We start from the raw sequence: 22,674 nt of genomic DNA, 5'->3' as shown, positions 1-22,674 counted from the left end.
GAATCTGTTTTTTCTGGACTCGGCAGCTTTTGTGCCCGACCGAAATCAATCGCCAGAGTGGAACCGAGGCGCGTACCTCGTGCAGGGCGCGGCGCATTGCGGCACATGTCACACGCCGCGCGGCCTTCTCATGCAAGAGGAGGCGAGCCGTGCCTTGTCAGGCGCACAGGTCGGGCCTTGGTACGCGCCCAACATCACGTCGGATCCGATCAGCGGCATTGGACGCTGGACCAGGACAGAACTGGTCGCATATTTGCGCACGGGACACTTGTCCGGAAAGGCGCAGGCGGCCGGCAGCATGGGCGAAGCGGTCGAGTATAGCTTTCAGCACCTTGCTGCCGCGGACCTCGATGCTATAGCGACGTATATCCAGGCTGTCCCGGCCGTTCGCGATCCGGCCGACCAGGTTTCGCGTTTCTCGGCCGGGAAGATGTTCTCCGCGCTCGCCGGGCTGCGTGGACGCGACGGCGTGAAGTCCGACAGCAAATCCGATCCCAGCGGGGCGGAGCTGTTTCAAGGCAATTGCGCCTCTTGCCATTCGGCTGAAGCCCAAGGCAGCAAGGACGGCTACTATCCAAGTCTGTTCTCGAACTCGGCCACTGGCGCCCGGAATGCGACCAACCTCGTTGCGACCATCTTGTACGGCGTGAATCGCACGACATCGGAAGGACAGGCCTTTATGCCGGGCTTCGGCGGCCATCCGAGCGACGCCAATCCACTCAGCGATCGCAACATCGCGGCGTTGAGCAACTTCGTGCTCGCGCACTATGGATCGGCCGACACCGCCATCACCGAACAACAGGTCGCCGAAGAGCGCCAAGGCGGGGCCTCCTCGCCGCTACTCGCGCTTGCTCGCGGGAGCACGGCCATCGCAGCGGCCGTTGCATTCTTGGGTATCGCCCTTCTCCTCGTCCGGAGACGAAAACTGCGCCGAGTTGATGGCGAGTCGCCTGTTCAGGAACCCGGCTACCATCTTTGGAGAAAAACGTGATGGGACGCTTGCTTTCAGTCAACGTAGGTCTGCCGCGCGATACGACTTGGCAGGGGAGAACAGTGCATACCGGCATTTGGAAGACGCCGGTCAGAGGTCCACGGATGGTGCGCCGCCTCAACATCGAGGGCGACGGACAAGGAGATTTGGCGGGCCACGGCGGCGAACACCGCGCTGTATTGGTCTATCAGCACGATTCCTATCGATACTGGCAGAATCAACTGAGCCGATCCGACTTCGCTTACGGCCAGTTCGGCGAGAACTTCACCGTTGATGGCCTGTCGGACGCGGAGGTGTGTATCGGAGACCGTTACCGGATCGGCAAAGCCTTGTTCGAGGTGACGCAGCCGCGGGTCACCTGCTACCGGCTGGGCATCCGGATGAACGAGCCTGACATGGCTGCGCTGCTGGTCAAGCACGGAAGACCCGGTTTCTATTTGCGTGTGCTGGAGGAAGGCGCAGTTGAGGCCGGCGACGCGATCATGCTCGTCGACGCCGGACCCGAGCGCATGAGCGTGTCCGAAATCGATGCCCTGCTATACATGCCCGGTCACCGCCGCGATCAACTTGAGCGCGCGCTGCGCATCCCGGCGCTGAGCGCCGGATGGCGCAAATCCTTCGAGGCGCTGTTGAAACAGGAGCGCAAGGATGGTGCAGCGACAGGGAATGCCGGGCTCACCACCGCGCCCGGCTCGGCACCGGCATGGCAAGGATTCCGACCGTTTCGTGTCTCAGGCAAGGTGCGCGAGAGCAGCAACGTAACGTCGCTTATGCTCGAACCGACAGACGGGAAGCTGATCGCCGCGGCACTTCCCGGACAGTTTGTCGTGTTGCGGCTCGGGGCGACAGCTGCACCTGCCCTGATGCGAAGCTATTCGCTGTCGGGCGAGCCCGGTGCCTCGTTCTTTCGCGTGAGCGTCAAAAGGGAAGCCCATGGCGCGGCCAGCGCCTATATTGACGACGAGTTGAAAGTTGGCGACATCGTGCAGGCGAGCGCGGCGCGCGGCAGCTTCACGCTGCGGCCGGGCAACAGGCCTGTTGTGTTGGTGAGTGCCGGCATCGGAGTAACGCCGGTGCTCGCGATGCTTCATGCGTTGGTGGCCGAAGCATCGACGCGGGATGTCTGGTGGCTGTACGGGGCCCGCAATGGCAGCGAACATCCGTTTGCCAGCGAGACGCGCGAGTTGCTGGGCGCCCTTCCCCGCCATCACAGCCAGATTTGCTACAGCGCGCCCGCCTCTGAGGACCGACTCCATATTGATTTCGACGTTCGTGGTCATCTGGATGTGCGAGTGATCGAACAGCTCAACTTGCCGCGAGATGGTGATTTCTACATCTGCGGACCGACCGGGTTCATGAGCGACCTGTCCGCCGGCCTTGCGTCCTTCGGCGTCGCCAAGGATCGCATCCGCACCGAGATATTCGGCACGGGTCCGTCCATGACGCCAGGTATCGCCGCTTCGCCCCGCCAAACGCCCGATGTGCCGGCGGGACTTCCGGGCTCGGGACCTATGGTTTCCTTCGCGCGTTCCGGTCTCAATGTCCGCTGGGGATCATCGTTCAAGAGCCTGCTCGAGTTGGCCGAAGCTTGCGACGTTCCGGTGCGCTGGTCGTGTCGAACGGGGGTGTGCCACAACTGCGAGACCGGACTGGTGGCAGGAACCGTCAGCTACCACCCGGAACCAATCGATGCACCGGCTGACGGTAACTTGCTGATTTGCTGCTCACGGCCCGAGGGCAACGTCGTGATCGACTTGTGACGGCAGCGGCTTAAGTGCATCCCATGATGGAGAATTCAAATGCGATCCGACGTCACGCAGGGAGCTGCTTTCCCGGACTACGAGTTGAGCGACCACACCGGGAAACATCGAAAATTATCCGAACTGCAGGGTCAGGACCCGATGGTGGTCGTGCTTGGTCGCGGCGGCTACTGTCCAAAGGATCGCCGCCAGGCTGAAGGCTTGCTGGAATTGCATCGGGAGATGGAGGTTGGCTATTGCCGGCTGGTCACGATCACGACCGATAACATCAGCCAGACAAACGAATATCGTAGCGGTGTAGGGGCGCACTGGCCCTTTCTCTCCGATCCGCGGCGCATCGTTCAGAAGGATCTCGATATCGCGGAATATACCGACCCAGCCCATGATCCAATGATTCCGCACGTGATCGTGCTGGAGCCGAGTCTCATCATTCACAAGATCTACAACGGCTACTGGTTTTTTGGGCGTCCCACTATGGAGGAACTTCGCCAGGATCTGCGCGCTGTGTGCAGGAAATGCCGGCCGGACTGGGACATTACAGCACCCGAGTTTAGAGCTGCGTGGCAGCAGGGGCGCAGAGAGCTCTTCTATCCGTACGGCAAAGGCTATCTTCAAACTCTCGGATATCAGGATTAGCAGCAGACGCGCAAGCAGCCGCTGTGGGTGAGAGCAACCTCGAACTTGGAGACCAAAGCGGTCCGAGGGGCATCGGTGGGAAGGGCCCTCGCAAAGTGGGACACGAGTCGCGCCTGCCCCTTGGCATTCTGAAAGCGCTCGCGATAGATCCAGTATTTGCCGGCCATGCCAGTTTGCCGCATCGCTTCGCTATTCGTCGACATATCCTCCGGCCAGCCGCGGTCTTGCTTCAAGCCGGTGATTCCGCCGCTAGGCAAAGAACGCCGTTGGTCTCTCGAAGGGTCGACGTTTCGCCCGGTCAGGAACAGTAAACACGTCCCGTGAACGCGTCATCGAGCAAAGCCAGAACACCCTCGTAAGTCACTGGCCTCGGATTGTGGTACGGCAGCTTCATGACGAGCGAGGCCGCAGCCCCAAGATCAGCGCGTTGCATGCCAAGCTCCTTTAAGGAGGTTGGCGCACCTAGAAGCATGTTGTTTTTTGCCGGAATCGGGATTCCACGCCGCCGCCTGGTGCATGCCGTTTCCTGCTTTAGCTCGCTCAACCACCACTCCTCCCGCGAATCTCGAATAGAGCGCCGGCAACACCACAAGCGTCAGCACCGTCGCGGTCAGCAGCCCTCCGATCAGGACGGTAGCAACCGCGAAAACGGCAAGCGGCGGGTCGTCGCCACCGGCTGATCTGGTTGGCCCCCTCGGTCTGCTCGAATGTTGCGACTGCGGTCAGCGGTACGGTTGCGGCCCGCACGTTCCGGCTCGAATGCGGCAGCGGCACCGGCGGGTTTTCGAGCGCGGCGGTCAAGCCGAAAAGCGATTGGCCGGATCGTTCGCAGCCGATCGAGATGAGATTTAACGAGCTCATCGCGGGTGTCCGCGAGGATCTCGGCGATGAAGTAGGTAGCGGACGCGCTCGGCGGCATCGGATCGACTGCCAGGTCCGGCGTACCGGTGCGCGAACACTAACGCGACCTGCGGAAACTTGCTGATCACCTTCTCGATTTCGAACTGAATGGCCTGAGCCTGACGGTGTTCTTCTCATCGAGCGTCGGCGTGAACTCCTGCCTCAGGCGCGAGAACATGACGAGCGAGGCTGCGAAGAGGGGGCGGCAGACAGCCCGAAATCGCTGGAACGCGAACCCTGCTGATGGGGTTGGAACAGCGGCAGCCCAAAACAATTTGGAAGCCCTGCTCTGTCCTAGCGGTCGGAACGAGCAACCGAGTGCGAAGATTCGTCCTTGGCGGAAGAGGCCTCGATGCCAATGACGAAGGAGAGGCGAGGGTCAAACCGCACGCGACGCGGAAACGTGGCTTCGGCACCGAACGAAATCCAGCCCATGAGCGAACGCAAGGGGCACGGGGAGGGACGAGCTGCTCCGCTTACTTTCGATGGCACCGATCCCCCTATTCCAATCCGCGGAGATCAGGTCCTCAGAAAGCTTGCTCGCCTCATCGGGCGCCAGATGGCACGCGAGCAGTTGAATCAAGCCAAAGCGCACGGGCTCGGCTATCTCGCAGAGAAAAATCAATCGCCCCTCGCGGGCAGCACTAAGCCGGGTGCGCGACACCTCTTCGCTCTTGTGGGCAACGTGTGTGGTTGCAGGGCGATTTGAACCCATGAGCTAAGCCATTGATCGTTGGAGGCAAAATCGGCCAAAATAGCAACCCCAGCAAACCATTCAGATTGCTGGGGTTTTTTGCTAACTTGGTTGCGGGGATAGGATTTGAACCTATGACCTTCAGGTTATGAGCCTGACGAGCTACCGGGCTGCTCCACCCCGCGTTAAACCTTTGCAAGGCCTTCGATTGACGCCCGGGGACGGTGAATTCGGACCAGCGCGGGTGGCGTGGCTTGCTTTCGCGTCCCAAAGGCTTCCTTGGAAGGCAACCCGGGGCACGAAGCCCGTCGGGTGCGTGGGCTATGTATCAACCGGAGCCCGCTTTGGAAAGGCCTTGAGCTACGTTTTTTCGAGTTTGTGACAGGCAAAATGCACCCGATTGGGGGCGAAAAAGCCTGCACTTGCCATAAGTTCCGCAAACGGCCAGCTTGCGGCAACAAGATGACGGAGAAACGCCACGTCATTTCCGGGGGGCCTCGAAGGGCGGACCCCGGAATCCATTTCACCACCAATCACGCGGATGAATGGATTCCGGACTCGCCAACCAAGTCGACTGTTGCCGATTTGGCGTCTTAAATTCCGAACTCGAGTCAAACTAATTAGCCGAAGGCGTAACCCACCTCTTCGCTCGCCCGCGGCTGCTGACCGTTCCTGCATTGCACCCCTCACCCTGAGAGCTTGCCAATCTTTCTCGTTTTGCGTGGTCATGTGGCAGTTCCTCGTCGTGGCAACGCGTGGGCTGGGCGGCTGTGGCGAGGTTGGGGGATGTCGATGAACGCTCCTCTATGCGCTAGCGAGGCGGTTGCCTTGCAGGATGTTGTTGGCGAGGGCGTACCAGAGCACGACGGCGCGGACCTTTTCGAAGCCGCGCACGGTCAATTGGCGCAGGTCCCAGTTGCGCCAGCGGGCATGTATGCACTCGCAAATCGACCGGGGCTTGTATCGGGCCTTGCCCTCTTCGCTCGCCATGCGCGCACGCCAGGCCAACACCCCCGGGCCGTCGCCGCGTCGCGGTAGATGGGGATCGGTGCCGTGCTTGGATTGAGTGGGCGGGCAAAAGATATCGATGCCCTCGGCGTGCGCCCACTCGATGTCCTCGGCACTGCCAAAGCCGCCATCGACGAGATGGTCCTTGGGCAACCCGCCAGGACGCGCGCGCTGCCGCTCCAGCATGGGCCGCATCAGGCCGCGGTCGGACCCGGTGTTGCAGACCTTGATGTCAACGACGATCGGCTGGCCGGCGGCACTCGTCACCTGCACGTTGTAGGCGGGGCGGAAGCCGCCGTCGGCCATCTTCATGACCCGTGCGTCGGCGTCCGTCGTGGAGGCCCGCGGCTCTTTCGGCTTCTTGCCGTTGCCGCGCTTTTCTTCGCGCTCCTTGCGCTGCTGCTTGATTTCGGCGAGCGCCGTCTGCGCCGCTTTGACGCGCACTCTGCGCTCACGCGCGGCGCGCTCCTTGGCGGCCTTCATGCGCTGATTGCTAGCATCCGAACGAGCGTCAACCTCGCGTTTGAGGTCTTCCACCACCGCCTCAGCCAAGGCCAGGTGCCGATCGAGCGTCGCCTCCCGCCGGAACGAAGCGGCCCCGGCGCTGGCCCGGACCCGAACACCGTCCTGCGCCAGCGTTTCCAGATTGACGAGGCCGACCTTCGCCAGCACCGCCAAATGCTCGCAAAGCAGCCGGTCGAGCAGGTCGGCGCAACCGACCCGGAAGTCCGCCAGCGTGTGATGGTTCACCGACACCCCGCCACACAGCCAACGATAGGCGTCATGGCTCTCGCAAAGCCGCTCCAACGCGCGCGCGCTGCCGACGCCCTCGCTGGTGGCATAGAGCCACAGCGCCAGCAAAAGCCGCGGCGATGTCGCGGGGTGACCGGGCCGATCGCCCCGCGCTTTGATCCGGTTCTTCAGCTCACTCAGGTCGAGTTCCTCGACATAGGACCAGATCAGGCGCACCGGATGGTCTTCCCCGATCAGGCTCTCGATATCCACTGCTCGCAACTCGATTTGATCGCGTTGGGGCTCACGAAGTCGCGGCGCTGCGAGCGGCGCCGCACCGGCTTGCGGCTTTGCCTGCTCCGGCAGATCCCCAAACAATTCATCAGCGGCCATCATCCCTCCTGCGAATCCATCACCGCAAGAGAATCACACAGCACCAGCTTTCGGCTATACCGCTTGCGAGCAGTCAAAAAGATTCACAGCCTCTGAGGAGACCGCCGAAGGCGGTCGTCTCGAAGGATGGCCACTGGCGAGATGCGGGCCTTCATGGTTCGAGACGCGCGAAGACGCGCTCCTCACCATGAGGATCGAGCAGCTTCATTGCCGTAGCGACACGAACTTGAACGCGTTTCCTTCGCGCCTGATATGCCCGCCGGAAAAATGCCCGCCGATCACCAGTGTCGGGGTATCGGCGAAGCGCGAGAACAACTCGCGCCGCGTCCTGGTTGATTGTTGCGGGTCGGAATCCACCGTCGAGCACCAGTCGAGATGCGCCATCTGGCAGGGGTGATGGGCCGCATCGCCCGCGAGCAGCGCCTGCTCGCCGCCGGAGCGGATCAGGACGCTCATATGGCCGGGGCTATGGCCGGGCGTCGGGATCATGCTGATCTCCTCGCACAGCCGGTAATCGCTCGGGATCAGATCGGTGAGGCCGGCGTCCACGACGGGTTTCACGGAATCGTTGAACACGGCCGCCTTGTCCGGTTCGGTCGAGTGGTCGCGCCAAAACTCGTACTCTGTCTTGCCGAATACGTAGCGGGCGTTCGGGAAGGTCGGCACCCATTGGCCGTCAACGAGCTTCGTATTCCAGCCGACATGGTCGACATGGAGATGCGTGCACAGCACCGTGTCGATGCTATCAGGCGCAAAGCCCGCCGCCGTCATCATCTCAGGGAATGGCGTATTGCGGTTGTTCCAGGTTGGGACGTTGCGGCCCTGCTTGTCGTTGCCCAGGCCGGTGTCGACGACGATGCGGCGCGACGGCGTTTCCACCACCAGCGAATGGATCGACATTTTCAGCCGGCCCTCCTCATTGGCGAAATGCGGGATCAGCCAGGGCAGTTTCCGGATTTCCTCATGGCTCGCCAGCGGCAGGATGAAGCGTGTCGAGCCGACCGTCTCCATTTCCACGAATTTGGTGATCCTCACCTCTCCCACCGTCCACTGCATCCGGCGCGTCCTCTTGATCTGGTTGAGGCCGACATTGCGGGTTTCCGCGAGGTGCCGCAATGGATCATCCGGTGCGATGCGGCGTTATCGATGGAACCCGGGAGGGAGCCATGCCGGAGCTAGCGATTTCCGCCGACAAAGTCGCCTTCTTGATCGAGAAGGCGCGCGAGTACGACGTCAAGGAGACGGAGTCCGATCCGGACTCCGGATCAAATCCGACCGATGACGATGCGATCGACGTGCTGCAGGACAACGGCTCCGATCCGGTCGGCCGGGAGCTCACGAGCTTCATCATCACCCTGAACGAGGACGAGCAGATCGATCTCGTCGCGTTGATGTGGCTCGGACGAGGCGACGGCGGGCCGGACGATTGGGACGATCTGCGCGCCCGCGCCGTCGAGGCGCGCACCGAGTATCAAAATCCCCGACGGGAAATCGCGCACTATCTGCTGGGCGAGCCGATGCTTGGCGATCTGCTCGCCGATGGCCTCGACGCCTTCGGCATCGACTGGACCGACGAGCGCCCGAGCGCGGATTCATCGGGCCTCAGCGAGCGCGACGAGGACGAGCCGACGAAGCGGCGGTGAGCTGTCACTTAACCCTCCCCGCCAAGGGCGGGGAGAGGGAGAACATCACAGCGTCCCCGGGAATGCGCCGCCGTCGAGCAAAATGTTCTGCCCGGTGATGAAGCCGGCCTTGGCGCCGCAGAGGAAGGCGCAGGCGTAGCCGAACTCGTCGGGATCGCCGAAGCGGCCGGCGGGATTGAGCTTTGCGCGCTCGGCCAGAAGCTGCTCCGGCGTGATGCCGCGCTTGTCGGCTTCGGCCTTCGCCGTACCGCGCAGACGATCCGTTTCGAACGGACCTGGCAGCAGGGCATTGATGGTGACGTTGTTGATCACCGTCTTGCGCGAGAGGCCGGCGACGAAGCCCGTGAGGCCGGCGCGCGCGCCGTTGGACAGGCCCAAAATCTCGATCGGCGCCTTCACGGCGGCCGAGGTGATGTTGACGATGCGGCCGAACTTGCGCGCCATCATGCCGTCCACAGTTGCCTTGATCAGTTCGATCGGCGTCAGCATGTTGGCATCAATCGCCTTGATCCAGTCGTCGCGGGTCCAGTTGCGGAAATCGCCGGGCGGCGGGCCGCCGGCATTATTGACCAGGATGTCCGGATCGGGGCAGGCCTTCAGCACGGCCTCGCGGCCCGCAGGCGTCGTGATGTCGCCGACGATCTCGGTGACCGTCACGCCCGGGTGGGCCTTCCGGATCTCCTCGGCCGTTGTCTTCAGCGCGTCCGCGCCGCGCGCGGTCAGCGTGACATGCACGCCCTCATTGGCGAGCGCCATGGCGCAGGCGCGCCCCAGGCCCTTGCTGGATGCGCAGACGATGGCGCGGCGACCTTTGATCCCAAGATCCACTGTTTCACTCCCGTGATGTCTGGGGTTTCGATGCGATACTCTAGCCAACGGCGTCCGCTGTGGTAAGTCCCGCGCTTTGCGTCAGCGGAAATCGTAGGTATCAATGCACGCATATCAGCTCGCCGGGGAAAAGTGACATGTCCGATCCGTTCGACGTCGCCCACGAGACGATCCTGATCACCGGCGCCAGCCAGGGATTGGGGCGCCAGTTCGCGCGCGTGCTGGCCGCGCACGGCGCTGCCGTCGTGCTCGCCGCGCGCCAGACCAACAAGCTGAGGGCTCTCGAGGAGGAGATTCGAGGCAAGGGAGGCCGCGCCGCGGCGATCGCGCTCGATGTCGCCGACACGGCGTCGATCGCGAAGTCGGTCGATGCCGCGGAGGCAGCGCTTGGTCCCATCACCGTGCTGATCAACAATGCGGGGATGGCGATCGAGAAGCTCGCGACCGAGCAGACCGAGGCAGACTGGGACGCCGTGGTCGGCGCCAATCTCAAGGGCGCCTATTTCCTCGCAACCGAGCTGGCGCGGCGAATGATCGCACGCAAGCAGTCGGGCAACATCATCAACATCGCCTCGGTGCTCGGCACCGGCGTGCTGAAGGCGGTCTCGCCCTACGCGATCTCCAAGGCCGGCATGATTCAGGCGACGAAGGCGATGGCGCTGGAGCTGGCCGGCAACAACATCCGCGTCAACGCGCTGGCGCCCGGTTATATCGACACCGAGATGAATCACGATTTCTGGTCGACGCCATCAGGCGAACGCCTGACCAAGCGCATCCCGCAACGCCGCGTCGGCGCCGAGTCCGATCTCGATGGCGCGATCCTGCTGCTGGCCTCGAAGGCGTCGCGGTATATGACGGGCAGCGTGGTGACGGTGGATGGCGGGTTCTTGCTGAGTTGATCTTTGCTTCGCCTCTTCCCGCTTGCTGGGAGAGGCCAGATGCGCCTAGCGCGGCCGGTGAGGGGGGAGTCTCCGCGAGTCCAAACTGTGCCGTGATTGCGGATGCAAGAGGGAGAACAATCAACGCATCTCCGCCCGGATCATATCTGCGGCCTTCTCCCCGATCATGATGCTCGGGGCATTGGTGTTGCCGCCGATCAGGGTCGGCATGATCGAGGCATCGACGACGCGCAAGGAGCCCAGGCCATGTACCCTGAGCTGCGGATCGACGACGGCCAGCGCATCGGTGCCCATCTTGCAGGTGCCGACGCGGAAATTCGCGCGCCTGTTCATGTGAGGATGGACGTAGGCGCGCGCCGCGCTCCAGCGCTCGCCGTTCTTCTGCGTCACCTGGTAGATGCCGAGGCCTTCATGATCCTCGGCATTGAAATCCTCGCGGATGCGGAATTGTGCTTCCTGCGCCGCTTGCAGAAACGTCTGCTGGACCGGGGTGCCGGAGCGCAAGCGATTGACCGCGAGCAGGCCGCCCTTGCCGTGATACTTGCCGCCGAAATCGGCGTTGTCCTCCGAGCGCTTGAAATAGGGCAGCACATCGGCATAGGCCCGGCCGGCGTTGCCGAGCGAGGCCCAGTGGTCGTAATCCCAGCGATGGCCGCGGATATAGACCATCGCGTTGATCGCGGAGGAGCCTCCGAGCCCCTTGCCGCGCGGCTGATAGCCGATGCGGCCGTTCAGCCCCTTTGGCACGGTGTTGAAGGCCCAGTTGTTGACGTTGCCCGCCACCATCAGCACCAGCGCGCCGGGCGTGGTGACGACCCAGTTGTCGCAGGGCCCGCCGGCATCGAGCAGCGCGACCGAGGTCTGCATATCCTCCGACAGCCGTCCCGCCACCGCACAGCCGCCCGAGCCCGCGCCCACGACGACTTAATCGAATGTGTCAGTCACCGTTGTTTCCCCCTGCCGTTTTTCTCTCGTCATTCCGGGGCGCCCCGGAACTTAACCCTCATGGTGAGGAGCGCGAAGCGCGTCTCGAACCATGAGGCCCGGCCTGTAGCCCACATCCTTCGAGACGCTTGCTTCGCAAGCTCCTCAGGATGAGGAGTTAGGGCGCTTATGACGCAGTAAGGCTAACCCACTCTACGAACGAAGGGCTGCAATGCATCGGCCCATAGGCGGTTGAAATTCCCGCCGCCCTGTTCCATGAAGCTAGTTAACCGACCAGTCCATCCCAGGGAGAGACGAGAATGAAGCTTGTTCGTTATGGTGAAAAAGGCGCAGAAAAGCCAGGGCTGATCGACAAATCAGGCCAGCTGCGCGACCTCTCGGCCCATGTGAAGGACCTGGCCGGCGAGGCCTATTCGCCGGAGTCCCTGAAGAAGCTCGCAGCCCTCGATCCGGCCTCGCTGCCGGCGGTCTCTGGCAAGCCGCGGTTCGGCGCCCCCGTCACCGACATCTCGAAATTCGTGGCGATCGGCCTCAACTACACCGATCACGCCAAGGAGACCGGCGCCGCGATCCCGACCGAGCCGATCATCTTCATGAAGGCCAACACGGCCCTCTCCGGTCCGAACGATCCGGTCGAGAAGCCGCGCGGCTCCACCAAGCTCGACTGGGAGGTCGAGATTGCCGCGATCATCGGCACCCGCGCCAAATACGTCTCTGAAGCCGATGCGCTGAATTACGTCGCCGGTTACTGCGTCTGCAACGACGTCTCCGAGCGCAACTTCCAGACCGAGCGCCTTGGTCAGTGGACCAAGGGCAAGTCGCATGACACGTTCGGTCCGCTCGGACCGTGGCTCGCCACCAAGGACGAGGTCAAGGACGTGCAAAACCTGGCGATGTGGCTCGACGTCAACGGCCAGCGCCGCCAGACCGGTTCGACCGCGACCATGATCTTCACCATGGCCAAGTGTGTCTCCTACGTCTCGCAGTTCATGACGCTGCTGCCCGGCGACATCATCACGACGGGTACGCCGCCCGGCGTCGGCATGGGCATGAAGCCGCCGACCTTCCTCAATGTCGGCGACGTCGTCACACTTGGCATCGAAGGCCTCGGCGAGCAGCGTCAGGAGATCGTCGCGGCGTAATGCTCAATCGCGACTGCCGCCACGCCGTCATTGCGAGGAGCGGAGCGACGAAGCAATGCAGATTCTTTCTGCGGAGACAGTCTGGATTGCTTCGCTTCGCTCGCAATGACGGAAATCAACTGCCCGATTTTCCGTAAGGCATCTCAATGAAACTCACCTTCTCCCCCGCCTCGCCTTTCGCGCGCAAGGTGCGCATTGCCGCGATCGAGCTTGGGCTTGTCGACAAAATCGAATTCGTGCCCGCGACCGTCACGCCCGGGCAGGCGAACGAGGACTATTCGCGCATCACGCCGCTGAAGAAGCTGCCCGTACTGATCACCGACAACAATGACGTGATCCTCGATTCCTACGTCATCGTCGAATATCTCAACGAGCTCGCCGGCGGCAATCTGATCCCGGACTATGGTCCGCGCCGCTGGTCGGCCAAGACCGATCATTCGCTGATCAACGGCATGCTCGATTCCATGCTGCTGTGCCGCTACGAGAGGATGGTGCGGCCACAGGGCCTGCAATGGCAGGCCTGGTCGGACGACCACTGGAACCGGGCCTGGAGCGGCATGGCGCGGTTCGAGAACCGGCCCGAAGTCCTCAACGGTCCGTTCGACATCTCGCAGATCGGCCTCGTTTGCGTGCTCGGCTACGCCGACTTCCGCTTCACCGATTGCGGCTGGCGCAAGGCCTATCCGAAGCTCGACGCCTTCCATCAGAAGATGCTGGAACGGCCTTCCGTGAAGATCTCGGTGCCGCCAGCGGCTTAGGACCGGGACGGCGGGGAGAAGAACGATGAGCGATAGATTCCCCCGCCTCAGCATTCTCGGCGCGAGCCTCGTGCTCGCGTTGACCGTCTCAGCCACTTCCGTGCAAGCCGACGGCATGGCGCCCGGACAACAAAACAGCGCCTGCGGATCGCCATCGTCAATCGACGACGGTTGGATGACTGCGTCGCCCGACAGCGTCGGCATGGACGGCGCGCAGCTCTGTGGCATCGCAGCGCGGCTCGAGCAGCGCGCGACCGCAGTCCATTCGGTCGTCGTCGCGCGCCATGGCAAGCTCGTCTTCGAGCAATATTTTCCCGGCTACGACCAGCCTTGGGGACAGCCGGAAGGCCAGCACGAATTCACCGCAACGACCAAGCACGACATGCGCTCGGCAACCAAGAGCATGACCTCGATGCTGGTTGGAATCGCGATCGATCGCAAGCTCATCGCAGGCGTCGACGAGCCCGTGCTGAAATTCTTCCCCGACTACACAGCGGTGAAGCACTGATTCTAGGGAAAACGAGCATGAGCCTCACATTCTCGGTCGGCGATCTCACCATCCATCGCGTCATCGAGCAGGAAGCCCCCTTCTTCCCGGCGCTGGAATTCATGCCCGGGCTGACACCGGAGGTGCTGGCCGAGAACCGGGCTTGGATGCGCGAGGCCAAGGCGCTGGATGACCAGGACGTCCTGATGCTGTGCTTCCAATCCTATGTGGTGAAGACGCCGCATCACACCATCCTGATCGATAGCTGCATCGGCAACGACAAGCAGCGTCCGCTACGGCCGAAATGGCACATGAAGACTGACGACACATACTTGCGCGCGCTCAACGGTGCCGGAGTCTCGGTCGACGACATCGACTTCGTGATGTGCACGCATCTGCACGTCGATCACGTCGGCTGGAATACGCGATTGGAGAACGGCCGCTGGGTGCCGACCTTCCCCAAGGCGCGCTATCTGTTCGCCAAGCAGGAGTTCGACTATTGGTCCGAACAGAACGCGAAGGCAGAGGTGCCGCCCTTCGCCGACAGTGTCTTGCCGGTGGTCGAAGCGAAGCGCCACGAGCTCGTCGGCAATGATCACCAGATCGGCGATCACGTCCGCATCCTGCCGACGCCGGGCCACACGCCCGGCCACGTCGCGTTCACGATGGGCCGTGGCAGGGACGACGTCGTGTTCTCCGGCGATCTCATGCACTCGCCGCTGCAGACGCTTTATCCGGAGCTGTCGATCAGGTTCGACGTCGACCAGGCGCAGGCGGCGAAAACCCGCCGCAGCTTCCTGGAGCGCTATTGCGACACCAACACGCTGTGCTGCACCGCGCATTTCCCCTCACCGTCCGGCGGCATGATCCGGCGCAAGGGCAACGCCTTCGTCTGCGCGGCGGTGTGAGGCGAGATGCTGTAGGGTGGGTTGGCCTTACTGCGTCATAAACGCTCTCACTCCTCATCCTGAGGAGCTTGCGAAGCAAGCGTCTCGAAGGATGTGGGCCACAGGCGGGGCCTCATGGTTCGAGACGCACTTCGCGCTCCTCACCATGAGGGTTAGTGACACAGTAAGGTTAGGGAACGTAACCCACCTCTTCTCTCGCGGCAACGAAAGTGGTGGGTTACGCCTTCGGCTAACCCACCCTGCGATTTCCGTGCCTCAATCAAACAGGCTCGGCGTGTGGTTGACCAGCGCGCCTTCGATCTCGAGCATTTTCAGCTTCGTCACCACACCGCCATTGGCGGAGAAGCCGCCGGGCTTGTTGCCGGCAGCCAGCACGCGGTGGCAGGGCACGACGATCGGGCATGGGTTGCGGCCGAGCGCCTGGCCGACATCGCGCGACAGCTCCACGCCGCCGAGGCGTTTTGCGATATCCCCGTAAGTCATGGTCTTGCCGGGCGGAATGGTGCGGGCGATCTCGTAGACGCCGCGGTTGAAGTCGGGAACGCCGTCGAGATCGAGCTCGATGTCGGTGAGATCATCCGGTTCGCCCGCCAGCAATTTCACGATGCGGTCGATCGCCTGCTTCACTTCGGTCGTCGGCTCGACCTCGCTGGCATCGGCATGACGCTGGTGGATGCGGGTGCGAAGCTTGTCCTCGCCGCCCATCGGCAGTTGCACGCCGTTGATGCCGCGCGGGCCCCAGGCGATAGCACACAGGCCGATTTTGGTTTCGAACAGGGCGAAATGCTGGTCCGTCATGGCTTGCTTCCTCGTCGCAGGCCCCCGCTTGTGATCTTCCTGCGAAATCTAGGCTTGGAAATAGTTGCGATCCACCCGGTTTCCGGGAATCTTGCACAGGAGTTCCGGCCCTTTCGAGCGCCTCCATGCAGAGCCTTCGCGTCAGCGGATATGACATGCCCTATCTCGACGTCGGAGAAGGCCCGCCGCTGGTCTGCGTGCACGGCACGCTCGGCGATTTCCGCACCTGGTATTCGGTGCTCGGCCCGCTGTCGAAAAAGCATCGCGTGATCGCGGTGAGCTTGCGGCATTTCTTTCCGGAAGCCTGGAACGGCGCCGGCGAGGACTACAAGATGGCGCAGCATGTCGCGGACGTGATCGGCTTCATCGAGCAGATCGGGTGCGCGCCGGTCGACCTGATGGGACATTCGCGCGGCGGACACATCGCGTTTCGCGTGGCGCAGGCGCGGCCTGACCTGTTGCGCAAGCTGGTGTTGGCCGAACCCGGCGGCGATCTCGACGCCAGCCTGCCGGTCCCGGCAGGCGCGCCCGCCCATCCGCCGCTCGCCGCGCGCACGGCGCGCTCTGTCGAGCTGATCCATGCCGGCGACATCGAGGGCGCGCTCCGGCATTTCTATGAGGGCATCGAGGGCGACGGCGCCTGGCGGCGCGTGCCGGCGGCGGCAAAACAGCAACTGCGCGACAACGTCGTCACCTTCCTCGGCCAGCTCAACGAGCAGCGCAAGCCCTACACGCTGGCCGATGCACAGGCGATCAAGACGCCGACGCTTCTGATCGGCGGCGACGCGACGGCGGGCAGCCTGTCGGTGATCTGGCGCGTGCTGGCTCAGCACATCGCCGGCGCGAAGACCGCGGTGATTGCGAATGCCGGCCATTGGATGTTCGAACAGGCGCCGCAGGAGTATGGCAAGGTGGTGAGCGAGTTTTTGGCGGGATAAGGCGGGCACTGACAGCGACCTCCCTCGCCCCGCTTGCGGGGGAGGCGAAGAGAAGATCTTCGGCGGACAGTTGCGGATCGCCTCCGCCTCACCTTCGACGGCGACAGGATCGCAGGCCACGAGGCGATCGCCAACCCGGACGCGATCGACGCATTGGACGTGGAGGTGCTCGAACAGTCGTGTGGGGCGCGTCTTGGTGCCGACAATGCGGCAGTGCTATGCTCGTGCGCAAGCGCGCGATAACGGCTTTCCAAGACGCGAAAGGACAATCGATGAAATGCCGCCTCATTCCCCTCCTTGCTTGGCTGCTGCTCGCACTTTTCAGCGGCACCGCCGCGGCGCATGCGGCCGCCGACGAGAAGCTGAAGGCCGCAGCCGAGCAGGAGAAGGCAGCCCTTATCGAAACTCTGCACGACATGGTGATGATCGAGAGCGGCAGCAGCGATGTCGCGGGCCTGAAGAAGATGGCCGACTTCACCGAGGCACGCCTGAAGGCGCTTGGCGCCACCACGGAGCGGCGCAGGACCACCGCAGGCGCGGGCGCCGACATGGTGATCGCCACCTTCCAGGGTACGGGCACGCGCAAGCTGATGCTGATCGCGCACATGGATACGGTCTATCAGCGCGGCATCCTGACGACCGAGCCGTACCATGTCGAAGGTAACCGCATCTATGGCCCCGGCATCGCCGACGACAAGGGCGGCGTCGCCGTGGTCCTGCACGCGCTCAAGATCCTGAAAGATGCAGGCTGGCAGGACTATGCAAAGCTCACCGTCTCCTTCAATCCGGATGAGGAGGTCGGCTCGATCGGGTCCGGCGAGATCATCGCGGCGCTCGCCGACGAGCACGACGTCGTTCTCTCCTGCGAGCCGACAGTGGCCTCGCCGCATGCCAAGAATGACGGGCTGCTGCTCGGCGCGAGCGGCACCGCGACCGGGAAGCTGGAAGTGAAGGGGCGGGCCTCGCATGCAGGCGCTGTCCCCGAGCTCGGCCGCAATGCGCTGATCGAGCTCGCACATCAATTGCTACAGACGAAAGACGTCGCCAAATCGATTCCGGGCACGCAGCTCAACTGGACCACCGCGCAGGCCGGCACCGTGCGCAATCAGATTCCGGAAAAGACCGAGGCGGGCGCCGACATCCGCCTCACCGTCCCCGACGCCATCGTCAAATTGCAGGCGGCGCTCGACGAGAAGGTGAAGAACAAGCTCATTCCCGACACTGAAACCACGGTGACGATCACGCCGGGACGTCCGCCTTTCGTCGCTACCGACCGCGGCCGCGCACTCGCGCAGGAGGGGCAGGCGATCTATGCAGAGATCGATCGCAAGCTCGAAATTGCCGAGATGACGGGCGGCGCCACCGACGCCGGCTACGCCAACCGCAGCGGCAAGGCCGTCGTGGTCGAAAGCTTCGGTCTCGCCGGCTTCGGCTATCACGCACGCGACGAATTCATCGACACCAACTCGATCGTACCTCGGCTCTATCTGATGACACGCCTGCTGATCGAGCAGGGCAGGAAGAAGTAGGCGGCGGTTCTTCACCTCGCCCCGCCTGCGGGGAGAGGTCGAATTCGATCGCGGAACGAATTCGGGTCGGGGACTCTCCGAGCCCAACTGTCGCCGTCCCCGTGAAGACTCCCTCACCCCACCGTCTCAGCGCAAGCGAAACTCGTCTCGAGGAAGCGGCAGCGATCGGAAGCGGGTCGATAGCCCGGCTGGAAGGAAATATGCGCAATTTCAATAACTTAAATTGATCGCCAGGAATCCCGGTCCCGATCGCCGTTCGCTTGACGCCCCCGCCCTCCCGCAGTAGCTTTCGCATACGGAATTCTGTATTCCGAAAGGAGCCGGCGTGATCCCGCTCGACCCGCTGCCCAATCTGATCGACCAGGTCTATGCGCGCCTCCTTGAGGCGATCACGGATCGCACCCTGCAGCCGGGCCAGCGCATCCGGCAGAACGAGCTCGCCGACAGGCTCGGCGTGTCACGCCAGCCGGTGTCGCATGCGCTGCATCTGTTGCATCGGCAGGGACTGGTTGCCGAGAGCGGCCGGCGCGGATTCGAAGTGACCCAGCTCGACCCCGCACGCATCCGCCAGCTCTACGAGGTGCGCAGCGCAATCGATGCGCTCGCGGCGCGGCTTGCCGCCGAACGGATCGCGAGCGATGCCGCGGGACGCGAGCGGCTTGCGGCCGCGCTGCGGGCCGGCCGCGCCATCAATCGCAAGACGCCGTTGAACGAGCTGATCGCCCTCGACGTCGAGTTTCACCGCGCGGTCTATCACCTCGCCGGCAATCCCGTGATCGAGGAGACGATCGCGCCGCAATGGCCGCATATGCGCCGCTCGATGGCGACCGTGCTGTCCGAGCTCGACTATCGCGACCGCGCCTGGGCCGAACATGCGACGATTGCCGGACACATTCTTGCGGGTGAAGCCAAAGCGGCCGAACGCGCCGCGCTGGCGCATGCGCAGACGGCAGGGCGACTGACCGAGGAGAGACTGAGGGCGATGGAAGAGGCAGCGTAACAACATACGCCGTCATTCCGCGGCGATGCGAAGCATCGATCCCGGAATCCATCGAGCCACAGCGACTGCGGATAAATGGGTTCTCAGATGCGCAATTGCGCATCATAGCTCGCGACTTCGTCGCGCCCCGGAATGACAAAAACAAACAACAGGAGGACGACCCATGAAACTGTCCGAAGCACAATTGGAGTTCTTCCATCGCGAGGGCTGGCTGTTCCTCCCCGAGCTTTTCAGCCAGGAGGAGGTCGATTTCCTTGCGCGCGAGGCGATCGGCATCTACGACGCCAACCGACCCGAGGTCTGGCGCGAGAAGAGCGGCGCGCCGCGCACCGCCTTTGCCGCGCATCTCTACAACGAAGGCTTCGGTGTGCTGGGCAGGCATCCGCGCATGATCGAGCCGGTCGAGCAGGTGTTCGGCGAGCCGGTGTACATGCACCAGTTCAAGATCAACGCGAAATCGGCCTTCACCGGCGATGTCTGGCAATGGCACCAGGACTACGGCACCTGGAAGCGCGACGACGGCATGCCCGAGCCGCGCGCGATGAACATCGCGATCTTCCTCGACGAGGTGATGCCGATCAACGGTCCCCTGATGCTGGTGCCGCGCAGCCAGAATGCCGGCGACTTGGAGGCCTCGCACGATCTTGCGACCACCTCCTATCCGCTGTGGACGCTGGACGAGGAGACGGTGACGCGATTGGTCAAGCAGGGCGGCATCGTCGCGCCGATCGGCAAGGCGGGCGGCATGCTGATGTTCCACGGCAATCTCGTGCACGGCTCCAGCGGCAACATCACGCCCTACCCGCGCAAGATCGTGTACCTGACGCTGAACGCGGTCTCGAACTACATCCGAACCCCGACGCGTCCGGAGTACATCGCGCACCGCGACTTTACGCCCATCAAGACGGTCGACGACGACGCGCTGCTGCGGCTGGCACGCGCGCCGCGGCAGGCGGCGGAGTAAACAGCTCTCGTGCCCCGGGACGCGACGCAGCGCGAAACGGTGCGTCGCAGAGCCGGGGCCCATGCCGCACGGAATCCTTCCTCCTGGGTCCCGGCTCTGCGGTGCAGCGTTACACGCCGCACCGCGTCCGGGACACGATACCCATCGGATGTAACATGAACCTTTTCTCCCTCCTGCAGGCCCGCGCCGCCGCCGGCAAGCCGGTGCGCGTGGCGCTGATCGGCGCCGGCAAGTTCGGCTCGATGTTCCTGTCGCAAGTGCCGCATGTGCCGGGGCTGGAGGTGCCCGTCATCGTCGATCTCGATCGCGACCGCGCGCGCGCGGCCTGCCGCGCCATCGGCTGGGATGCGGAGCGCATCGCAGCGACCAGCTTCACCGAAGACGGCGTGCGCGCCATCAATGGCCCGATCGACGTCGTGGTCGAGGCGACCGGCAATCCCGCCGTCGGTATTCGCCACGCGCGCGCGGCGATTGCGGCCGGCAAGCACATCGTGATGGTCAATGTCGAGGCCGACGTGCTGGCGGGTCCCCTGCTCGCGCAGGAGGCACGCAAGGCCGGAATCGTCTATTCGCTTGCCTATGGCGACCAGCCGGCGCTGACGGCCGAGATGGTCGACTGGGCGCGCGCCACCGGTTTTCGCGTGGTCGCGGCCGGCAAGGGCACGAAATATCTGCCGGCCTATCACGACGTGACGCCCGATGGCGTCTGGCAGCATTACGGCCTCACCGCGGGCGAAGCGCAGTCCGCCGGCATGAATCCGCAGATGTTCAATTCCTTCCTCGACGGCACCAAGTCGGCGATCGAGATGGCGGCGATCGCCAATGCCTGCACCCTCGACGTGCCGACGGACGGGCTGTTGTTTCCGCCCTGCGGCGTCGACGATCTGCCGCACATCATGCGTCCCAGCGACAAGGGCGGCGTGCTGGAGCGCTCGGGCGTGGTGGAAGTCGTCTCCTCGCTCGAGCGCGACGGCCGGCCAGTGTTTCGTGACTTGCGCTGGGGCGTCTATGTCGTGCTGGAAGCGCCGAACGATTACGCCGCCGACTGCTTCAGGCAATACGGCCTGAAGACTGACGCGAGCGGACGGTATGCTGCGATGTACAAGCCCTATCATCTGATCGGGCTGGAGCTGAACATCTCGATCCTGTCGGCGGCGTTGCGGGGCGAACCGACCGGACAGGCGAAAGGTTTCCGCGGCGATGTCGCTTCCGTCGCGAAACGCAATTTGCGCGCCGGCGAGATGCTGGACGGCGAAGGTGGCTACACGGTGTGGGGCAAGCTTATGCCGGCGGCTGCGAGCCTGAGGGCAGGCGCGCTGCCAATCGGGCTGGCGCATGGGGTGAAGCTGAAGCACGACGTCGCGCATGGCGAGATCGTGCGCTGGAGCGACGTCGAATTCGACGCCAATGACGAGACGGTCAGGACCCGCAAGGCCATGGAAGCTGCGTTCGTAGCGCAGCACTGATACAGGTCACGGAGCTGGGCTTCGACAGCCTTATGATGCGGATGCGGACGAGAACGTGAAACGCACCGCTTTGGCGAAGCCGGAAACGACGAAGGCCCCGGAGATGTCTCCGGGGCTTTTTGCTTTGTCGTTGCGAGCGTGCAGAACGCGCCGTGTCTTGCTCCGCCACACGCGCGACTCTCGTCATCGCCCGCGAAGGCTGGTGATCCGGCATTCCAGAGGCATTCGCTGCAGAGCTCGCTCTTGCAACGACGGCCGCGGGTTACTGGATTTCCCGCTTTCGCGGGGAATGACAGCAGAGCACGTGGCGCGCGACGACCGATTCTCGACAGCGAGGCCTCGACAGCGCGCTCAGTTCTGGTCGTCGCCGAGCGCTGCGATCAGCTTGTCGTAGTACTTGCCGACGAGGTCGATGTTGCCCTTGTTCTCGACCGCGGGCGCGGGCGACTTCAAGGCCTCGTTGAGCTCGTCGAGCGCTTCCTTCTTGTCCTTGGCCGGCATCTTCTTGTCGGCCTCGACCTGCGCGATCTGCGACTTCAGCACGGCTTCATTGCCGACATACTTCTTGGTCGCGGGATCGAAGCCGCCGAGCACCAGGCTGATATTGTCGACGACGTTGTTGTAGTCGTCATAGCTCGCAAAGCCGTGCTTCTTGGCGACGCCGTCGAGCTGGGCGATGACCTTCTGGTCCGGCGCGGTGTTCTCCGGCAGCTTCTCGGTGATCGCGTCCATGTCCTTCTGCGCGGCGAGCACGCCATCGATCTGCTTGTCGGTGAGCGCGATCTGCTTCAGCGCGGGTGGCTGTGCCGGCGCGGCCTGGCTGGGGGCGGCCTGCTGCTTGGCCTGGGCGAGCGCCGTGCCGGAGGAGGCAACCGATGCTGCCGATAGAAGGCACGCGACGCCGAGCGCAGTGAGAGCGGGACGAAGCAACGCACGCATGGAAGTCTCCTCGTTGGGACAGTTTGAGTTGGTGGTTCGACGCTAGGGAACCGCAAATGAACTAAGGATGAACCCCAGTGAGCTCTGTTAGCCAATGATCATGGCTGAATGATCACAAAGTGGTTGGCACCGCTCGAGCGGGGATGTCCCGGGTTCTGTTGAATTTCTGAAGAGGTCGGCGTTGCCCACCTTGAGCCGGTAGGCTCGGGGTGCTGATTCCACAAAGGAGAGCAACGCCATGACGAGAGATATCACACCGGCTGGTTGGCCGGCGACCGGGGCTGTGGACGAAGCGTTTGCAGAAGTGCGGGCGAGC

At 63.4% G+C, this 22,674-nt stretch carries 23 protein-coding genes and 1 tRNA gene (1 of these 24 running past the window's edge); 16 read left to right on the top strand and 8 right to left on the bottom strand.

Annotated elements, in window-relative coordinates:
• The first annotated feature begins 298 nt into the window (after window positions 1–298).
• The 3 genes from QA640_RS07575 to QA640_RS07565 are packed head-to-tail and all read left to right on the top strand — an operon-like array spanning window position 299 to window position 3,387.
• Complete coding sequence (locus QA640_RS07575) at window positions 299–991, top strand: cytochrome c (RefSeq protein ID WP_283040088.1); 693 nt, start codon at window positions 299–301, stop codon at window positions 989–991.
• Window positions 991–2,751 (top strand): MOSC and FAD-binding oxidoreductase domain-containing protein, encoded by a 1,761-nt coding sequence (locus QA640_RS07570; protein ID WP_283040087.1) that lies wholly within the window; start codon window positions 991–993, stop codon window positions 2,749–2,751. Before QA640_RS07575 ends, QA640_RS07570 begins: the two co-directional genes overlap by 1 nt.
• Window positions 2,752–2,790: 39 nt before the next feature.
• Window positions 2,791–3,387, top strand: coding sequence for a redoxin domain-containing protein (locus QA640_RS07565; protein WP_283040086.1), 597 nt, complete (start codon window positions 2,791–2,793; stop codon window positions 3,385–3,387).
• A gap of 298 nt (window positions 3,388–3,685) precedes the next feature.
• Here the strand turns inward: QA640_RS07565 and QA640_RS07560 are convergent, their stop codons facing one another.
• Window positions 3,686–3,820 (bottom strand): hypothetical protein, encoded by a 135-nt coding sequence (locus tag QA640_RS07560; protein WP_283040085.1) that lies wholly within the window; start codon window positions 3,818–3,820, stop codon window positions 3,686–3,688.
• Between the two features lie 37 nt (window positions 3,821–3,857).
• Here QA640_RS07560 and QA640_RS07555 point away from each other — a divergent pair, with 37 nt between their 5' ends.
• Window positions 3,858–4,067 carry a hypothetical protein gene (locus QA640_RS07555; protein ID WP_283040084.1) on the top strand — a complete coding sequence of 70 codons (210 nt, stop codon included), beginning with the start codon at window positions 3,858–3,860 and terminating at the stop codon, window positions 4,065–4,067.
• Between the two features lie 1,022 nt (window positions 4,068–5,089).
• Here the strand turns inward: QA640_RS07555 and QA640_RS07550 are convergent.
• From QA640_RS07550 to QA640_RS07540, 3 genes are all read right to left on the bottom strand, one after another.
• Window positions 5,090–5,166: transfer RNA gene (locus tag QA640_RS07550), tRNA-Met, on the bottom strand.
• A gap of 619 nt (window positions 5,167–5,785) precedes the next feature.
• On the bottom strand, window positions 5,786–7,117 hold the full coding sequence (locus QA640_RS07545; RefSeq protein WP_283040083.1) for an IS1182 family transposase: 1,332 nt from the start codon (window positions 7,115–7,117) through the stop codon (window positions 5,786–5,788).
• 201 nt (window positions 7,118–7,318) lie between these two features.
• Window positions 7,319–8,170, bottom strand: coding sequence for an MBL fold metallo-hydrolase (locus QA640_RS07540; protein ID WP_283042744.1), 852 nt, complete (start codon window positions 8,168–8,170; stop codon window positions 7,319–7,321).
• 110 nt (window positions 8,171–8,280) lie between these two features.
• Between QA640_RS07540 and QA640_RS07535 the strand changes: the two genes are divergently transcribed.
• On the top strand, window positions 8,281–8,757 hold the full coding sequence (locus tag QA640_RS07535) for a DUF3775 domain-containing protein (RefSeq protein WP_283040082.1): 477 nt from the start codon (window positions 8,281–8,283) through the stop codon (window positions 8,755–8,757).
• Window positions 8,758–8,802: 45 nt separating this feature from the next.
• On the opposite strand, the gene QA640_RS07530 is transcribed toward QA640_RS07535, so the two are convergent.
• Window positions 8,803–9,585, bottom strand: coding sequence for an SDR family oxidoreductase (locus QA640_RS07530; protein WP_283040081.1), 783 nt, complete (start codon window positions 9,583–9,585; stop codon window positions 8,803–8,805).
• Window positions 9,586–9,722: 137 nt separating this feature from the next.
• Here QA640_RS07530 and QA640_RS07525 point away from each other — a divergent pair, with 137 nt between their 5' ends.
• Complete coding sequence (locus tag QA640_RS07525) at window positions 9,723–10,484, top strand: SDR family NAD(P)-dependent oxidoreductase (RefSeq protein ID WP_283040080.1); 762 nt, start codon at window positions 9,723–9,725, stop codon at window positions 10,482–10,484.
• Between the two features lie 120 nt (window positions 10,485–10,604).
• On the opposite strand, the gene QA640_RS07520 is transcribed toward QA640_RS07525, so the two are convergent.
• Window positions 10,605–11,402, bottom strand: coding sequence for a GMC family oxidoreductase N-terminal domain-containing protein (locus QA640_RS07520; RefSeq protein ID WP_283040079.1), 798 nt, complete (start codon window positions 11,400–11,402; stop codon window positions 10,605–10,607).
• 326 nt (window positions 11,403–11,728) lie between these two features.
• Between QA640_RS07520 and QA640_RS07515 the strand changes: the two genes are divergently transcribed.
• The 4 genes from QA640_RS07515 (at window position 11,729) to QA640_RS07500 (ending at window position 14,724) form a co-directional block, all read left to right on the top strand.
• Window positions 11,729–12,571: a fumarylacetoacetate hydrolase family protein gene (locus tag QA640_RS07515; RefSeq protein WP_283040078.1), complete on the top strand. Its 843-nt coding sequence runs from the start codon at window positions 11,729–11,731 to the stop codon at window positions 12,569–12,571.
• A 146-nt stretch (window positions 12,572–12,717) separates the two neighbouring features.
• Window positions 12,718–13,329 carry a glutathione S-transferase family protein gene (locus QA640_RS07510; protein ID WP_283040077.1) on the top strand — a complete coding sequence of 204 codons (612 nt, stop codon included), beginning with the start codon at window positions 12,718–12,720 and terminating at the stop codon, window positions 13,327–13,329.
• Window positions 13,330–13,354: 25 nt separating this feature from the next.
• Window positions 13,355–13,837: a serine hydrolase domain-containing protein gene (locus tag QA640_RS07505; RefSeq protein WP_283040076.1), complete on the top strand. Its 483-nt coding sequence runs from the start codon at window positions 13,355–13,357 to the stop codon at window positions 13,835–13,837.
• Between the two features lie 17 nt (window positions 13,838–13,854).
• The gene (locus QA640_RS07500; protein WP_283040075.1) at window positions 13,855–14,724 is read left to right on the top strand and encodes an MBL fold metallo-hydrolase; all 870 of its coding nucleotides are present in this window, start codon (window positions 13,855–13,857) and stop codon (window positions 14,722–14,724) included.
• 255 nt (window positions 14,725–14,979) lie between these two features.
• On the opposite strand, the gene QA640_RS07495 is transcribed toward QA640_RS07500, so the two are convergent.
• Window positions 14,980–15,522, bottom strand: a complete 543-nt coding sequence (locus QA640_RS07495; RefSeq protein ID WP_283040074.1) for a methylated-DNA--[protein]-cysteine S-methyltransferase — start codon at window positions 15,520–15,522, stop codon at window positions 14,980–14,982.
• 125 nt (window positions 15,523–15,647) lie between these two features.
• Between QA640_RS07495 and QA640_RS07490 the strand changes: the two genes are divergently transcribed.
• The 5 genes from QA640_RS07490 (at window position 15,648) to QA640_RS07470 (ending at window position 21,419) form a co-directional block, all read left to right on the top strand.
• Window positions 15,648–16,460, top strand: a complete 813-nt coding sequence (locus QA640_RS07490) for an alpha/beta hydrolase (RefSeq protein ID WP_283040073.1) — start codon at window positions 15,648–15,650, stop codon at window positions 16,458–16,460.
• 272 nt (window positions 16,461–16,732) lie between these two features.
• Window positions 16,733–17,989 (top strand): M20/M25/M40 family metallo-hydrolase, encoded by a 1,257-nt coding sequence (locus QA640_RS07485; RefSeq protein WP_283040072.1) that lies wholly within the window; start codon window positions 16,733–16,735, stop codon window positions 17,987–17,989.
• A gap of 325 nt (window positions 17,990–18,314) precedes the next feature.
• Complete coding sequence (locus tag QA640_RS07480) at window positions 18,315–18,989, top strand: GntR family transcriptional regulator (RefSeq protein ID WP_283040071.1); 675 nt, start codon at window positions 18,315–18,317, stop codon at window positions 18,987–18,989.
• A 163-nt stretch (window positions 18,990–19,152) separates the two neighbouring features.
• Window positions 19,153–19,953 carry a phytanoyl-CoA dioxygenase family protein gene (locus tag QA640_RS07475; protein ID WP_283040070.1) on the top strand — a complete coding sequence of 267 codons (801 nt, stop codon included), beginning with the start codon at window positions 19,153–19,155 and terminating at the stop codon, window positions 19,951–19,953.
• 155 nt (window positions 19,954–20,108) lie between these two features.
• Entirely contained in the window at window positions 20,109–21,419 is a 1,311-nt protein-coding gene (locus QA640_RS07470) for a Gfo/Idh/MocA family oxidoreductase (protein WP_283040069.1), read from the top strand.
• Between the two features lie 351 nt (window positions 21,420–21,770).
• Here QA640_RS07470 and QA640_RS07465 read toward each other — a convergent pair whose 3' ends face one another.
• Entirely contained in the window at window positions 21,771–22,358 is a 588-nt protein-coding gene (locus tag QA640_RS07465; protein WP_283040068.1) for a hypothetical protein, read from the bottom strand.
• A 238-nt stretch (window positions 22,359–22,596) separates the two neighbouring features.
• Here QA640_RS07465 and QA640_RS07460 point away from each other — a divergent pair, with 238 nt between their 5' ends.
• Window positions 22,597–22,674, top strand: partial view of an IS256 family transposase gene (locus QA640_RS07460; protein ID WP_283037679.1) — the beginning only. 1,197 nt of this gene lie beyond the right edge of the window; only the first 78 of its 1,275 coding nucleotides appear in the window; it begins with the start codon at window positions 22,597–22,599; its stop codon lies beyond the right edge, outside the window.

The sequence above is a fragment of the Bradyrhizobium sp. CB82 genome (assembly GCF_029714405.1).
GTDB lineage: Bacteria > Pseudomonadota > Alphaproteobacteria > Rhizobiales > Xanthobacteraceae > Bradyrhizobium.
This window is presented reverse-complemented; position numbering and strand designations above follow the sequence as displayed.

Excerpts from the sequence above, each read along its gene's own strand:
- QA640_RS07570 (WP_283040087.1), top strand. The coding sequence starts at position 991 with ATGGGACGCTTGCTTTCAGTCAACGTAGGTCTGCCGCGCGATACGACT.
- QA640_RS07495 (WP_283040074.1), bottom strand. The coding sequence starts at position 15,522 with ATGACGGACCAGCATTTCGCCCTGTTCGAAACCAAAATCGGCCTGTGT.
- QA640_RS07485 (WP_283040072.1), top strand. The coding sequence starts at position 16,733 with ATGAAATGCCGCCTCATTCCCCTCCTTGCTTGGCTGCTGCTCGCACTT.
- QA640_RS07490 (WP_283040073.1), top strand. The coding sequence starts at position 15,648 with ATGCAGAGCCTTCGCGTCAGCGGATATGACATGCCCTATCTCGACGTC.
- QA640_RS07555 (WP_283040084.1), top strand. The coding sequence starts at position 3,858 with ATGTTGTTTTTTGCCGGAATCGGGATTCCACGCCGCCGCCTGGTGCAT.
- QA640_RS07515 (WP_283040078.1), top strand. The coding sequence starts at position 11,729 with ATGAAGCTTGTTCGTTATGGTGAAAAAGGCGCAGAAAAGCCAGGGCTG.
- QA640_RS07475 (WP_283040070.1), top strand. The coding sequence starts at position 19,153 with ATGAAACTGTCCGAAGCACAATTGGAGTTCTTCCATCGCGAGGGCTGG.
- QA640_RS07540 (WP_283042744.1), bottom strand. The coding sequence starts at position 8,170 with ATGCAGTGGACGGTGGGAGAGGTGAGGATCACCAAATTCGTGGAAATG.
- QA640_RS07500 (WP_283040075.1), top strand. The coding sequence starts at position 13,855 with ATGAGCCTCACATTCTCGGTCGGCGATCTCACCATCCATCGCGTCATC.
- QA640_RS07510 (WP_283040077.1), top strand. The coding sequence starts at position 12,718 with ATGAAACTCACCTTCTCCCCCGCCTCGCCTTTCGCGCGCAAGGTGCGC.
- QA640_RS07505 (WP_283040076.1), top strand. The coding sequence starts at position 13,355 with ATGAGCGATAGATTCCCCCGCCTCAGCATTCTCGGCGCGAGCCTCGTG.
- QA640_RS07470 (WP_283040069.1), top strand. The coding sequence starts at position 20,109 with ATGAACCTTTTCTCCCTCCTGCAGGCCCGCGCCGCCGCCGGCAAGCCG.
- QA640_RS07565 (WP_283040086.1), top strand. The coding sequence starts at position 2,791 with ATGCGATCCGACGTCACGCAGGGAGCTGCTTTCCCGGACTACGAGTTG.
- QA640_RS07465 (WP_283040068.1), bottom strand. The coding sequence starts at position 22,358 with ATGCGTGCGTTGCTTCGTCCCGCTCTCACTGCGCTCGGCGTCGCGTGC.
- QA640_RS07545 (WP_283040083.1), bottom strand. The coding sequence starts at position 7,117 with ATGATGGCCGCTGATGAATTGTTTGGGGATCTGCCGGAGCAGGCAAAG.
- QA640_RS07560 (WP_283040085.1), bottom strand. The coding sequence starts at position 3,820 with ATGCAACGCGCTGATCTTGGGGCTGCGGCCTCGCTCGTCATGAAGCTG.
- QA640_RS07535 (WP_283040082.1), top strand. The coding sequence starts at position 8,281 with ATGCCGGAGCTAGCGATTTCCGCCGACAAAGTCGCCTTCTTGATCGAG.
- QA640_RS07525 (WP_283040080.1), top strand. The coding sequence starts at position 9,723 with ATGTCCGATCCGTTCGACGTCGCCCACGAGACGATCCTGATCACCGGC.
- QA640_RS07575 (WP_283040088.1), top strand. The coding sequence starts at position 299 with ATGGGCGAAGCGGTCGAGTATAGCTTTCAGCACCTTGCTGCCGCGGAC.